Consider the following 12,134-nt stretch of genomic DNA (forward strand, 5'->3'; position numbering starts at 1 on the left):
AGAATGCTGGCGACGACGGCGCCGTCGTGGTCGGCAAGCTGCTCGAGTCCCAGGACTATGCCTGGGGCTACGACGCGCAGACCGGCGAATACCGCGACATGGTCAAGGCCGGCATCATCGACCCGACCAAGGTTGTGCGAACCGCCATCCAGGACGCGGCCTCCGTCGCGGGCCTGCTGATCACCACCGAGGCGATGGTCGCGGAGCTGCCGAAGAAGGAGGCGGCGCCCGCCATCCCTGCGGGCGGGATGGACTACTAAGCCATGATTGGGGGCGCCGCGCTCACCGCGGTGCCCCTTGTCCGTCCCGACACATTTGGACACATGCGCTGGAAAGGGAAAGCTATGAATGCTGGGACGTTTGCGCGGCCTGTTATGATCCTGACCGGCTTAGGTGTGCCACGTACCGTTGCTTCTATCGCGGAGGCCTATCATTTTCTCATCGACTGGCCCGGATTTAAACGGGACGCAGCTCATGCTTTCGCGTTGAAAGCATGCCGAGCAGCACTTGCTGGCGAGATCGAGATTGAGACGGCCCGCGGGTTGTTCATCGCGCTCGCAGAAAAGCACGATCTGCTGGCTCCCGACATGAAATCCATCGTGGCCTTCAGGAAGCGGCACGCGAGCGATCCCCACGCAGGCGAGTAACTGGCCGACGCGTATAACTGCGCGCGGAGCGTGATCATTGCGACAACACCGGGTCGCCGCCGAGCGGGCCAAGGCCTTTTGGCACAGGGACAGCGCTCGATCGGTAGTCGGATTTCACGACCAGCTTCGGATTGGCGGACAGATAGAGCTTCTTGACTACGATCAGGGTGAAAGCTGATTGCTGCGCGACCTCGTTGGTCGCATCGACGACGAGTGTACCGCGGGAAAGATACATCGTCCCCGTCAGGTTTGAGACGTAGTTGCTCTTGATCATGTGCTCGCGACCGATGGTGACGGTCCGGTCTTCGAAAAACAACAACCCCGCCAACGGTCCGTCCTTCGGCGCGTCGAGCACGACCTTGGCGTTGCTGAGGAACTGGAAGGTGGTCTTCTCGCCCTGAAGGTAGAAGCCCACATGTTCACCGCGGATATCGGCATTTGAATCGACCACGAGTGGGCCATCCTTGATGATGTAGGTCCCCGCTTCAAATTTGACGAAGGAATTGCCACCGATGAACAAGCCGCCGCAATAGGTCCCGGGCGTTAGCACATGCCGCGCGTTCGCCGAACCTTTGTCGATCACGCTGAGCTTCTGGGCCGTGCACGCTTCCGCCGGCGGCGCGGGCCTTCCGATCAGGGGATCGTCCACGGGCGGACAATCCATCAGCTTTCGCGCTATGAACTCGCCCGATCCCGAATAGCCCCCGGCGGAGCACATCAGCTTGGCGGTCACGCGGATGCCGCTGTCCGATTTGACCCCTGTCGGGCTCTTCGAGTTCGAATAGATATTGCAGTCCTGGGCCGTCAACCAGGAGTTCGACTTCATGTAGATCGCTTCGCTGCTGGCGCTGTCCAGCGCCACCACGCAGATCTTCTGGTTGCCTACGACGGTTGCGGTCGCGTTGACGCCGATCCCCGCTGACATCGTCGGCAGTAGCCCGGGAAAGGAGTTTCGCATCGGTCGGACGATGTTCACCTCGACCGAGCGGTTGCTGTTGGTGATCCGCGCCGTGATGACATTGCCGACCTCGAGTTTATGCGCTTCGAGCTGGCGGTTCGCGAAGCCGTTGACGACCTCGGTGAGGCGCTTATCCGTGAGATGGCCATTCGACAACTCTCGCGCCGCCGCGATCGCCGTCGCATCGGCCGCCGCCTGCATGACAACCCGGTCCCGCGTGGCCAAGCCGTAATCGATCATCACCCCCGCGCCGATGACAAGCGCGGGCAGCGCGACCGCGGCGATGATCATGACGCCGCCGCGCTCGTCGCCGCTAAAACGCCCCCAGGCCCGGCGGGTTGACCGGCCTGTCATCTCAAGCCGCCTCAAGCGCGCGGTGTGCCCGGACCATAAAGCGGATCTGGTGGCCCAGCAGCCGCCAATTAACCGGCTTGCACATGAAGGAGGTCGCGCCGGCGGCATAAGCCTCGTCGATCGAGACCATGTCTTCGCGCCCAGTGATCACCATCAGCGGCAACGCTTCGAAGCGGCGATCGGCACGGATCCGGCGCACCATCTCGATGCCGTCCATGCCGGGCATGTCGACATCGATCAGCGCCACGTCGAAAAGGGCGTCGGCCAGACGATCGAGGCCCTCCTCGGCCGATGCGGCCGTCGTCACCTTGACCTTGGGCGTCGACAAATAGACGGTGCAGAACTCCCGCTGGATCGGGTCGTCATCGACCGTCAGGATCGCAAACCGATTCCCTGGCACATAGCTGAACGGGATGCTGTTCCCGACGGTCGCCATGACACGCTCCCAATGCACTTTCCTGGTGCCCGATGCGCAACCATGGCGAGCAGATGGAAATAAACTGTTGCCGCTTGAGCGTGAAAACGCCGATCTTCTTTGGGATTGGCTAAGCATGCACTAGCTATCGTTGCTGGATGGCCCCCGTCTGCATCTGTCGATCCTCAACCGCCTAACCCCGCGTTCCGAAGCTCATTGCTTACGGTTCTTCGGCTCGGAGAGCAGCCCAGCCTCAATAGCTAAGCCCAGATCGATGCCGGCAATGTCCACGTCGGTGAGCTTCAGGTCCCTTCGAAGCCGCCGCTGAGTCTCCAGGTCCTCGACGACATTTCCCGGTATTTTCGCCGGCCCCGAGCGCGGCCGCGGCTTCAAGCGTTTTGGCGCAGTCATCCGTAGACTACGCAGGAAGATGGACCTCGGATGCGACCGGTCTTCCAGAAGCCAATTACGAATTTGCGCTGAGGGCCGGCAAGCGGGTGGCTAGCTCGCCCGCGATGCGAGGGTCCGCTTCCTGGCCAACGTCGAACGGCAGGTAGTGGCGCTGACCGCGGGTTCGCTAGTGAGGAGCGTGGCTCGGCCAGCGCCTCGTCAATAACGATGCGGGCAGCGGCTTCCTCTAGTGTTTCGACGTCCGCGTCATCTGCGGACAATGCCGGAAACGCGGATACGCCGCCGCGCCAGTCTTGGTCGACGTGCCGGGGGTCTAGCTTACCGTCTGCCAGGGCCGGCAAATGTTCGGCATGAATGCGGGTGCTGCGGCGCGGTTATCCATTTTATTCACAGGCTGCCCGGCCTTGCTGGCGGCAGACCTTTCGCGCAATGTGAGTGCGGGAGGCGCTTCGTTCGCCTTCTACCGCTCTCAGGGTTGCCCCTGCCAACATGCGGAACTGCCCTAGAGGCGATGGCCGGGCGTCCTGATCCGACGCTCGGCCGCTTCCGAAGCCGCGATGCTCGATAACGGTAGGGTGACTCGCGCTTGAAAGCGAAGGGAACAAATGAGGAACGCACGAATTAGGCGCCTATCTGCCCGCTATCCACAGAACGGGGCGCATAACGCTTGTCGGCGCGCTCGCTGCGCGATTGCGGTCGACTAACCTATTTCGGCGAATCGAGCCGCCGTCCCCGCCTGGCCAAGATAAAGAGGGCCAGCCCGGTTGCGCCGACGACAGCTAGGGCGGCGTAACCGCCAGCCGTCGCGCCGATCATGATCGCCCCGAGGATGCCGCCGGCTACGATCAACAGCGCAACGAAGTCAGCCACCAAATCCTTGAACGCCGGGCCGTTGGCGCGGAAATCGGCGATAGTCCTCGCAAACCCCATGACTCCTGCGTAAACGAGACCGAGCGTCGCGAGCGATAAAAGTGCGTAGCCGACCACGACGAGCGCCGGCCGGATATCAGTGTCGAGGATCAGCGACGACAGGTTGCCGCCAATCTCTCGGCCCGCGTCCGCAATCTCCCGAGCGACTTCCCGCAGCGTCGTCATGATCTCCCCATATATTGGCGTCGGTGCAACTTTGACGACAGTCGCATAATGGCGACCGCCCCACTAGCCGGCCGTCAAATCTTCCAGCGCAGCGACAACTTCCGCGTCGATCGCCGACTTGATTAGTTCGGCCGACGACATGCGGGCCAGCCGCGGCGCAACCTTCGGGCCGATCGTCGCCAGTCGTTCGCGGACGCTTGCCAGTTCCGCCAGGACCGTCGCCGCGACGTCTTCTATCTCCGCGACCTGGGCACTTTCGCGCTCGAATCTCAGCTTCAAAAGCAGCGCTTCGAAGTTCAACCTGATCCGCTCAGACTCGAGCTTCGATGGCAGGTCATCGACACCGGCCGCGGGCACCGTGTCCGCATAGGGTGCGCGAAGGGTGACGGTTTCGGCCGTATTGCAGGCGCCCGGCAGCGAGGACAGGCGCCCGCCGTGCCCCGCGATAGTTTTGTCAGATTCGTCGAAATTCACGCCACCTTCGGCGTCGAAAACGATCAAACCTCGCGATTTCCATACGGAAATTCGGTTGCGAGAGACGCCGCGGTGGCGGGCGTAGGCGGCTTGGGACGGCATTTTGGGCTCTGAGGGTTACGGTGTAACCCCACTTTTGGAGTCTGCACCTAGACGTTTCTCGGGGTCTTGCGTCCGCTGTCCGGCGCTGCGCTGGAACGGGCCCCGTGATGGGGGGGGTAGGGTCGCCCTGCGCGCCGATGGGGTCGCGCCCGGTCAGCGCGGGCCGTGGGTGGGCACGGCTGGCGGCCAGGCGGGGACCGTCGCCATCTACGGCGAAGGGCGCCAGTGCGCCCCTGTGCGGTGGTTATGATGTGCGAGATGTCAGAAGCAGAACTGCATCGACTAGGGCAATTGATGATGCGCGGCTACCGCCCACAGGGTCGCGTAGCCCAGCCGCGCAAGGTCATGGCTTCGTCGCGGTTTTGACCCGGCGTTCGAGTTCCCCTTGGAAATTCGCATCATTGGTGCCGGACTGGCGCCGGCCGGGTCGCGGCTGCTATTCTCAGTCTCTGAATCTGGAAATGCTGGGCGATGAATACCGACCTGATCCCCATCGATATTCTACACGGGGCGCCACTGCTTGTTGACGCGGTTTCGCCCGTGCCATCGCTTCGCAATACTCCTCCTCCGTATGCTGCGCAGATGATCGGCGAGTGGGTTCTTGCGAATTTTCAGGCACCGGCAGCGACTACCCAGTTCATAACTGAGAACGTCGACTACAAGCACATGTGGGGTGGACCATATACGTCGTACAACATCATTGACCGCGCCTTCGAAACGCAACTCTCACCGGCGGTGAGGGACCAACTTGCTAAAGAGTTAGATAAAACGTCGATATACTGGGTTCCTGCCGATCGCCGCATTCGATACCCCGAGGACAGTTCAGGCTTTAGCTCTGGTTTCGATGAGGGATTTGGCAAACCGCCTACGGCAGGAGACGCACACGCCGAGATGCTGGCTCGCATCATGGCGGTCGAGCAGACGCTGACAACCATCGACGCTCATCATGGAGGGATGGGTCATAACCGGCCACCAGGGCCTATCGGAGATTTTTCACTACCTCCGATTGATCGAGAGGCAATTGGCGAGGCTCTGGCGTTGCTCAAGAGCCAGCCGGTTCGTCCAGCATTCAGCATCCGCCCCTTGATCTTGCGTGCGGTCGGGCTGATCAAGTCTGCCTCCCACGTCACGGGGGCGTGGTTGGCTGCAAAGGGCGACATGGCGGCGGACGAATTCGCCAAGTCATTTGGCAAAAAAGCCGGCGAGATGGCGGCTTATGCGCTCCCCGGCTTGCTTTCGGCCCTTCTCGCGGCGGCCACAAAGTGGATTGGCCTTTGGTGAGTTGCTGCCTAATCCGAGGTTGTTCGGTTGTTCGTAGCCACCTTGATAACCCCCCTGACCCTACCCCGAAAAAGCGGGGGGGGGTACAGGGGGTTTTGAACTCGTTACGAACTACCGAACAACCTATGTATGTATATAATATATGATTGATTTATATAGGCTTTTTGCCTCTAGGTTGTTCGGAATCGAGCCTCCGAACAACTAGGTTGTTCGTTACGAACAACCTCGGCGTTTGGGAGGTTGTTCGTAACGAACAACCGGTTATCCGCGGGACCGGTTACGAACAACCTCTCGGCCGTTCAGGCGAGGAAATAGCGCCAGGTCGAGGGGCCGCCGCGCTTGCCTGCATCATCCCGTACCCTTTCGACCCGCCTTGTTTCAACGAGATCGTCGAGGATTTCCGTTCGTTGCCTCTTGTCCAGGCTGCGGAGCTTGTCGGTGAGCCGGCCGGCAGTGATCCCGGCATCGCCCGCGTCTCCTATGGTCCGCAGAGCTTTGTTGAATGCGGCCTCGCGCGTACCGTCTGAGACGTTCAAGCGGGCTTCGCGCATCAGGGCGCAGCATGACAGCCAAGATAATTGAACCGCCCAAGCCATGTTCTGCTCCGTGATTTCGGGGTCAGCAGGATTTGTCGCGACGGCCACGATCAGGGCCAGCTTGACGGCATGCTCAACGGCGCGGCCGAGGATGGTCTTGTCGGCGCCGTCGGCCTTGGGCAGTCGAGACTCGATGTCGGCCTTAAAGTCACGGCGCCGCCGCTCGGCGCCTTCGCTCATGCCGACATCACGGGCTTCACGGGGGATGCTTCCAGTGTCCGACGCCGGGATGTCGGTCGGTCCGGCTCGCCCTGCCATCGCGAGGGCTCGGGCGGCGTCCCTGATGCGCGGGGTGACGTCCTTGACGTCGAGCGCCGGGATAACGGCGGCTGACTTCGTCTCGGCAATGCTAAAAAGCAGAAGCCGGGCGATGAACCCGTCGCGCGTCGACAGGGTCGAAACGGCATTCCAAAAATCGTCAGGCGTCGACGTGCCGTAAATCGACAGGTTTGGCGCGTGTATCTGCACGGCCCGCGCCTGGGCATAGGCTGCGCCGTCAAAAAACGTGCTGGCCGATGTAAAAAACTCAAGTAGGTCGCCTTTGAGTGCGGCCTGATGCGCTCCGGCCCGTGGATCGAGGATTTCGCGCAGGAGGCCGCCGACCTCGTCGATCTGGCAGTTCATCGACGGCTTGTCGTTCAGGGCGTTACGAAGTGCCGAGGCGGACATGATGCGGGCCGGGCCTGCGAAGGCGTGTAGGCCCGCAGACTGCGTCAGGCGCTTGATCTGTTGCCGCGCGTGATCTTTGCCGAAGCCGGACGGCGCTAGGGCGATTGCGTAGAGGTTGCTGCGCGCATCGCGATAGCCCGAGAACCGTCGCCCGATCAGGGCGCCGATGAACGGCAGGACCGCGGACAGCGCAAGCTCGCGCGAAGGATGCTCGGCGCTGGCGACGATCCAGTCGATCAGTTCCTCCACGAAGCCGCCCGGCCGCGTGAGGTCCGCCAGCTTGGAGTCGGAGCGGCATTCGACGTCAGGCCGTTGGCCTTCCTCGTTATCGTTGGCGGCCCTCGCGGCGCGCGCGGCAACGATGGCGTCTGCGGCACGGGAAGCGATCAGGTCCGACAGGTCGAATTCAATTGCGGGATTGGACATGGGCGCTCGCCCTCCATTCAACTAAGGCGGCGGCGGTGATGCTGCGCGCAAGGTCGGGGTTCAGACTGGCAACGGCTTGGCCGCGCAAGTTCATCGGGACAGTCCGATAGGTGCCGTCCGGCTTTTGCTTCAAAACGAGGTTGTGCAGCGACAGGGGTCCAAGATCGACGCTGAATCGAGCGAGCGTTTTGTTTGACCCGTGGCCTTGATCGAAGTCAGGACACAATGAATGTATCCGCATCGGAGCCCCTTTCAATTGTAAAGCCGAGCCAGTTCAGAGCGGCCACTGCATTTGGAACTCCGAGCTTCTCGTCGAAAGCTTTGCGCATTGCTTTCCGGGCCAACCACGAGGCTCGATGCCTCGATATATATTTCTCGCGGAGCGCACATTGGCGCGCGTAATCATCGTCAGCGCTTGAATAAATGCTTGACATTTCTGCGGAATGCATCTAGAAGAACTTTCATTGTTTGAGATACCTGCGCGGCCGGGCGGCAACCCGAGCCGCGCATTTTTTTGCGCGGCGCCTGGCAGGTCGTGGATGCCCATGAGGGCGCGAGCCGGCGCCAGGGCTGGCGTCGGTGGTGGAGGGTGCGTGGTAGGCTAGGCAGCCCGGCGCGGCGCGAGGAGCGTGGGTTACGCGGATGAGGTGGCCGCGCCGGGGAGGGTTAGGCGGCTCGAGCCGATTGGGCGGCGGCGTTGTCGTTCGCGAAGTCGTACACCGCCGTCCTGCGTTTGCTGGCTAGCCAATCGTCCAGATCGGGGCGCAGATAGCGGACGCCGCCCCCAATTTTCAAATAGGTTGGCCCGGTGCCAGACAGGCGGGTCTTGTTGAGCCAGCTTGCCGACTTGCCGATGTAGCGGGCCGCCAACTTCGTATCGAAATTTTCCATTTGACACCCTTTGACGAACGGCTATGATTGACGGAGGAAATATAAATACGCGAAGCGTTTTGGCTCAAACAAAACAGTAGCGATTCCTAACGTGCCTTGTCAACGATTAGCAGGCGCTGTCAGGGCGGCTCACAATCGCCAGCCAAGGCCATCCCTCGAATTTGTCGCCGCCCTGTCTCATGTGCGAATAGCGCTGCAGCGACTGCCATGAGCGATGCCCTGATACAGAAGCCGCTTGAGGGATTGTCCTGCCCATTTCGAACAGGCGGGAAACGCCTTCATGCCGTAGGTCGTGGAAATGGAGGTCTTCAATTTCCAGAAGCTGGCATGCTCGGGTGAAAGCCATTCCGACTGCGTCAGTCGAGAACGGGAAAATCTGCTCATTGGTTCGCGGCATCGCCTTCGCGATCTGAAGAGCCTCGGCGGGTAGCTCGCACCACACGTCGTTGCCGGCCTTCTGACCGGGGTGTTTCATGTCGCGAACCAGCACGCGGCTGCGTTCTTCGTCGAGGTCGGCCCATGTGATGCGGGTGATTTCGTCGAGCCTGCGAGTTGAGTATATTGCAAATGCAATCACATGCTGCATTGGATTGGTGGCCGGTCGGCGCCTCCGAACGTCCCCAAAGTGCTTCATCAACGTATCGAGTTCTGAGAGGGTAGGGCGTCTTTCCCGGCGGCTACTCTTAGCTGTTGTGCCGAACTTTCGCATCACGACGTGAGCGTCCTCTATGGCCCTCTCGTCGAGCTTCATTCCCCAGGCGGGCCGCGCAACCTTGAAGATGGCGGACAGGTGCGAAATGTAGTTGCCTACGGTCTGCGGCAGCCGGCCTCCAGCCAAAAGGTCGCGCCCGAATGCCACAATGTGATCGCTTCTGATCTCAGAGCAGTCCATATCGGCGATGGGGAATGTTTTGATCGACCGCAACACCTGTGTCTTGGTTTTGCCGATCACTTTCGACGATTCCTGCGTATAGCGGTCGATGGCATCCGCGAGTGTCGCTGTCGGCTCCCGAAGCCGCTCGATCGCGCCCGCCTTATCGAGTTCCGCCTCACGGAATCGAAGCCACGCCTTGGCCTCAGCCTGCTTGTCGAACGTCTTAGCCTCTCGCCAAAGGAAGGCCCCGCCTTTTTTGCGGACGATGGACGCCGTATATCCGACGGAGCCGTCCTTGCGCTTTCGCGCTACAATCGTTCCCATCGGTACAACATCCTGTCGCGCGAGTACGACAATGTTGTACGGGATGATGAAAGCGGCTGCAATGGTACGACAAAACCTGACGCCTTCTGACACGCAGTGACAACGGCAAAGCTCAGCTAAACGATTGATAATGAACGAAAATAAAGTAGAATCAGCACCTTGGCGATTTTCCGTCGCGCCGATGATGGACTGGACCGACCGGCATTGCCGCGTCATCCACCGCCTGATGTCGCGACGGGCGCGGCTCTATACCGAGATGGTGACGGCGCAGGCCGTGATCCGCGGCGACCGCCAGCGGTTGATCGGCTTCGACGCGGTCGAGCATCCTGTCGCGCTGCAATTGGGTGGCAACGATCCCGCTCTGCTGGCGCAGGCCGCCCGGATCGGCGCCGATTTCGGCTATGACGAGATCAACCTGAACTGCGGCTGCCCCTCCGACCGTGTCCAGGGCGGCGCTTTCGGGGCGTGTCTGATGCGCGAACCCGCGCTGGTCGGAGACTGCGTCGCGGCGATGAAGGCGGTGGTCGCGATCCCCGTCACGGTGAAATGCCGCATCGGCGTCGATGACCAGGACCCGGAGGCGGCCCTCGACGCGCTGACGCTAGCCGTGACGGCGGCGGGCGTCGACGCGTTGATCGTCCATGCCCGCAAGGCCTGGCTGCAGGGCCTGTCGCCTAAGGAGAACCGCGAGATTCCGCCGCTCGATTGCGACCGCGCCTACCGGCTGAAGGCGGCTCATCCTTCTCTGCCGGTCGCGATCAATGGCGGCATCCGCGCCCCGGAGGAATGGGCGGGCCATCTCGCGCATCTCGATGGCGTCATGATCGGGCGCGAGGCCTATCAGAACCCGGAGATCCTGCTGCGCGTCGATCCGTTGCTCTTCGACGAGGAGGCGCCGGTGGCGGACGCCTTTGCCATGCTGGAGGCGCTGGAACCGCATCTCGCCCGTTATCTCGAGGCCGGCGGGCGGCTGCACGCCTTCACACGCCATCTCGTCGGGCTGTTTCCCGGCAGGCCCGGCGCGCGCCAGTTCCGCCGCCATCTGGCCGAGCATTGCGTCGCGGCCGGTGCGGGCCTCGCCGATCTGCGCGCCGCGGTCGCCCATGTCTCGCGGCACGACGCCGTGCGCGCTGCCTGAGGAACTGACGATGGCCGAGGCTCTTTCCGACACCGAGATCGGCCGCCGCGTCGTCGAGAGCTTCGACAAGCAGGGCTTCATGACGACGCTGGGCGCGCGCCTCCTGCGGGTGGCGCCGGGCGAGGTCGAGATCGAACTGCCGGTCGGGCCTCTCGTCTCGCAGCAGCACGGCTTCGTCCATGCCGGTGCGGTCGCGGCCATCGCCGATTCCGCCTGCGGCTATGCGGCGCTGACGCGGATGCCGGAAGGAATGGGCGTGCTGACAGCCGAGTTCAAGATCAACCTTCTCGCTCCTGCGGCGGGCGAGAAGCTGATCGCGCGGGGCAAGGTGGTCAAGGCGGGACGGACGCTGACGCTAGCTCTCGCCGAGGTCTTCGCGGTCCGCGACGGCGCGGAGAAGCTCTGCGCCATGCTGACCGCGACCTGCATGGCCATCGGCGGCCGCGAGGGCGTGTCGGATTGACGCGCCTGCGCAACTTGACGACGTCGGCCGCCCCAAGGTAACTTAACGTAATGGTTAAGTTGGAATCCTCGCAGCTGGATCGGACCTTCGCGGCTCTGTCGGACCCGACCCGCCGGGCGATGCTCGCGCGGCTCGAAGGCGAGGAGGCCGTTTCCGTCAGCGAACTGGCGCGGCCTTTCACGATGTCGCTGCCGGCGGTGATGAAGCATCTCGACGTGTTGTCGGATGCGGGGCTGATCACGCGGACGAAGACGGGCCGCACCGTCTCCTGCCGCCTCAATGCCGACCCGATGGAGGAGGCGATGGGCTGGCTCGCACGCTATCAGAGGTTCTGGACGCAGCGCCTCGATGCGCTGGAGGCGATGCTGGAGGCGCGCCGCAAAAGCCCCGCCGACGCCGATTGAGCGCAGGCGGAAAGGATCGTTCATGGACGCGGATGCGCCGACCACGCCGAGCCTGACGATCAAGCGCCGGCTCAACGCCACACCGGCCGAGGTCTTCGAGGCCTGGACCGATCCGAAGCTGCTGATGCAGTGGTTCGGGCCGGAAAACGTCGTGACGCAGGAGGTCTCGGTCGATGCCCGCGTCGGGGGCGGTTTTCGCGCGGTGATGCTGGAGGACACTGGCGAGCGCCATGAGGTCTCCGGCACCTATTACGAGGTCGTCGCGAACGAGAAGCTGGTCTTCTCCTGGTCCTGGATCACCACGCCCGAGCGCGTCTCGCGGGTGATCGTCACTTTTAAGCCGGACGGCGCGGGCACGATCCTGACCCTGCTGCACGAGCAGCTCTTCGACGAGCAGGCGGTCAAGGGCCACACCCATGGCTGGACCGGTTCGCTCGCCAAGCTGGAGGCGCTCTTCGCCTGACGGCCAGACCCCGTCATCAACTCACTTGCGCTTCGCGTGTTGACAGACGGAGGTCACGGATTTTTGCGTTTGCGATGACGATGAGTTTTCGCATGACTGCGGTGATGGCGACGATCGGTTTTTTGCCGTGTTGGCAGAGCCTTTCGTAG

14 protein-coding genes are annotated in these 12,134 nt (G+C 62.4%); 7 read left to right on the forward strand and 7 right to left on the reverse strand.

Translation table 11 applies throughout. The features are described from left to right. Together Q8M82_RS17645 and Q8M82_RS17650 are read left to right on the forward strand one after the other, a co-directional pair. The coding region (locus Q8M82_RS17645) for a TCP-1/cpn60 chaperonin family protein (RefSeq protein ID WP_305692624.1) at positions 1-260 on the forward strand (260 nt) is incomplete at its 5' end. 84 nt (positions 261-344) lie between these two features. Further along, complete coding sequence (locus tag Q8M82_RS17650; RefSeq protein ID WP_371126400.1) at positions 345-647, forward strand: DUF982 domain-containing protein; 303 nt, start codon at positions 345-347, stop codon at positions 645-647. A gap of 34 nt (positions 648-681) precedes the next feature. Here the strand turns inward: Q8M82_RS17650 and Q8M82_RS17655 are convergent, their stop codons facing one another. The 4 genes from Q8M82_RS17655 to Q8M82_RS17670 all read right to left on the reverse strand — a co-directional run bounded on the left by Q8M82_RS17655 (position 682) and on the right by Q8M82_RS17670 (position 4,381). Further along, positions 682-1,896, reverse strand: a complete 1,215-nt coding sequence (locus Q8M82_RS17655; RefSeq protein WP_305692626.1) for a pilus assembly protein TadG-related protein — start codon at positions 1,894-1,896, stop codon at positions 682-684. A gap of 64 nt (positions 1,897-1,960) precedes the next feature. Beyond that, positions 1,961-2,512, reverse strand: a complete 552-nt coding sequence (locus Q8M82_RS17660) for a response regulator (RefSeq protein WP_305692627.1) — start codon at positions 2,510-2,512, stop codon at positions 1,961-1,963. 978 nt (positions 2,513-3,490) lie between these two features. Beyond that, a complete protein-coding gene (locus Q8M82_RS17665; protein ID WP_305692628.1) occupies positions 3,491-3,880 on the reverse strand; it encodes a hypothetical protein in 390 nt (129 codons plus the stop codon). Positions 3,881-3,943: 63 nt separating this feature from the next. Continuing rightward, entirely contained in the window at positions 3,944-4,381 is a 438-nt protein-coding gene (locus tag Q8M82_RS17670; RefSeq protein WP_305692629.1) for a hypothetical protein, read from the reverse strand. A 546-nt stretch (positions 4,382-4,927) separates the two neighbouring features. On the opposite strand from Q8M82_RS17670, the gene Q8M82_RS17675 reads away from it, so the two are divergent. Further along, complete coding sequence (locus tag Q8M82_RS17675) at positions 4,928-5,737, forward strand: hypothetical protein (RefSeq protein ID WP_305692630.1); 810 nt, start codon at positions 4,928-4,930, stop codon at positions 5,735-5,737. A 299-nt stretch (positions 5,738-6,036) separates the two neighbouring features. Here Q8M82_RS17675 and Q8M82_RS17680 read toward each other — a convergent pair whose 3' ends face one another. From Q8M82_RS17680 to Q8M82_RS17690, 3 genes are all read right to left on the reverse strand, one after another. Beyond that, positions 6,037-7,428: a hypothetical protein gene (locus Q8M82_RS17680; RefSeq protein WP_305692631.1), complete on the reverse strand. Its 1,392-nt coding sequence runs from the start codon at positions 7,426-7,428 to the stop codon at positions 6,037-6,039. 666 nt (positions 7,429-8,094) lie between these two features. Then, positions 8,095-8,319 carry a helix-turn-helix transcriptional regulator gene (locus tag Q8M82_RS17685; RefSeq protein ID WP_305692632.1) on the reverse strand — a complete coding sequence of 75 codons (225 nt, stop codon included), beginning with the start codon at positions 8,317-8,319 and terminating at the stop codon, positions 8,095-8,097. A gap of 106 nt (positions 8,320-8,425) precedes the next feature. Further along, on the reverse strand, positions 8,426-9,517 hold the full coding sequence (locus tag Q8M82_RS17690) for a tyrosine-type recombinase/integrase (protein WP_305692637.1): 1,092 nt from the start codon (positions 9,515-9,517) through the stop codon (positions 8,426-8,428). A gap of 184 nt (positions 9,518-9,701) precedes the next feature. On the opposite strand from Q8M82_RS17690, the gene dusA reads away from it, so the two are divergent. From dusA to Q8M82_RS17710, 4 genes are read left to right on the forward strand one after another with little or no spacing between them, the layout of a single operon-like run. Continuing rightward, positions 9,702-10,655 (forward strand): tRNA dihydrouridine(20/20a) synthase DusA, encoded by a 954-nt coding sequence (gene dusA, locus Q8M82_RS17695; RefSeq protein ID WP_305692633.1) that lies wholly within the window; start codon positions 9,702-9,704, stop codon positions 10,653-10,655. A gap of 10 nt (positions 10,656-10,665) precedes the next feature. Further along, a complete protein-coding gene (locus tag Q8M82_RS17700; protein WP_305692634.1) occupies positions 10,666-11,118 on the forward strand; it encodes a PaaI family thioesterase in 453 nt (150 codons plus the stop codon). 50 nt (positions 11,119-11,168) lie between these two features. After that, positions 11,169-11,522 (forward strand): ArsR/SmtB family transcription factor, encoded by a 354-nt coding sequence (locus Q8M82_RS17705; RefSeq protein WP_305692635.1) that lies wholly within the window; start codon positions 11,169-11,171, stop codon positions 11,520-11,522. A 22-nt stretch (positions 11,523-11,544) separates the two neighbouring features. Then, on the forward strand, positions 11,545-11,985 hold the full coding sequence (locus Q8M82_RS17710) for an SRPBCC family protein (RefSeq protein WP_305692636.1): 441 nt from the start codon (positions 11,545-11,547) through the stop codon (positions 11,983-11,985). Positions 11,986-12,134: the final 149 nt, after the last annotated feature.

This window comes from Allobosea sp. (assembly GCF_030694325.1).
Taxonomy (GTDB): Bacteria; Pseudomonadota; Alphaproteobacteria; order Rhizobiales; family Beijerinckiaceae; genus Allobosea.

Bases quoted from the DNA above. Each gene is read 5' to 3' on its own strand.
- Q8M82_RS17710 (WP_305692636.1), top strand. From the start codon at position 11,545: ATGGACGCGGATGCGCCGACCACGCCGAGCCTGACGATCAAGCGCCGG.
- Q8M82_RS17680 (WP_305692631.1), bottom strand. From the start codon at position 7,428: ATGTCCAATCCCGCAATTGAATTCGACCTGTCGGACCTGATCGCTTCC.
- Q8M82_RS17675 (WP_305692630.1), top strand. From the start codon at position 4,928: ATGAATACCGACCTGATCCCCATCGATATTCTACACGGGGCGCCACTG.
- Q8M82_RS17700 (WP_305692634.1), top strand. From the start codon at position 10,666: ATGGCCGAGGCTCTTTCCGACACCGAGATCGGCCGCCGCGTCGTCGAG.
- Q8M82_RS17660 (WP_305692627.1), bottom strand. From the start codon at position 2,512: ATGCTTAGCCAATCCCAAAGAAGATCGGCGTTTTCACGCTCAAGCGGC.
- Q8M82_RS17685 (WP_305692632.1), bottom strand. From the start codon at position 8,319: ATGGAAAATTTCGATACGAAGTTGGCGGCCCGCTACATCGGCAAGTCG.
- Q8M82_RS17705 (WP_305692635.1), top strand. From the start codon at position 11,169: ATGGTTAAGTTGGAATCCTCGCAGCTGGATCGGACCTTCGCGGCTCTG.
- Q8M82_RS17690 (WP_305692637.1), bottom strand. From the start codon at position 9,517: ATGGGAACGATTGTAGCGCGAAAGCGCAAGGACGGCTCCGTCGGATAT.
- Q8M82_RS17655 (WP_305692626.1), bottom strand. From the start codon at position 1,896: ATGATCATCGCCGCGGTCGCGCTGCCCGCGCTTGTCATCGGCGCGGGG.
- Q8M82_RS17650 (WP_371126400.1), top strand. From the start codon at position 345: ATGAATGCTGGGACGTTTGCGCGGCCTGTTATGATCCTGACCGGCTTA.
- Q8M82_RS17665 (WP_305692628.1), bottom strand. From the start codon at position 3,880: ATGACGACGCTGCGGGAAGTCGCTCGGGAGATTGCGGACGCGGGCCGA.
- dusA (WP_305692633.1), top strand. From the start codon at position 9,702: ATGGACTGGACCGACCGGCATTGCCGCGTCATCCACCGCCTGATGTCG.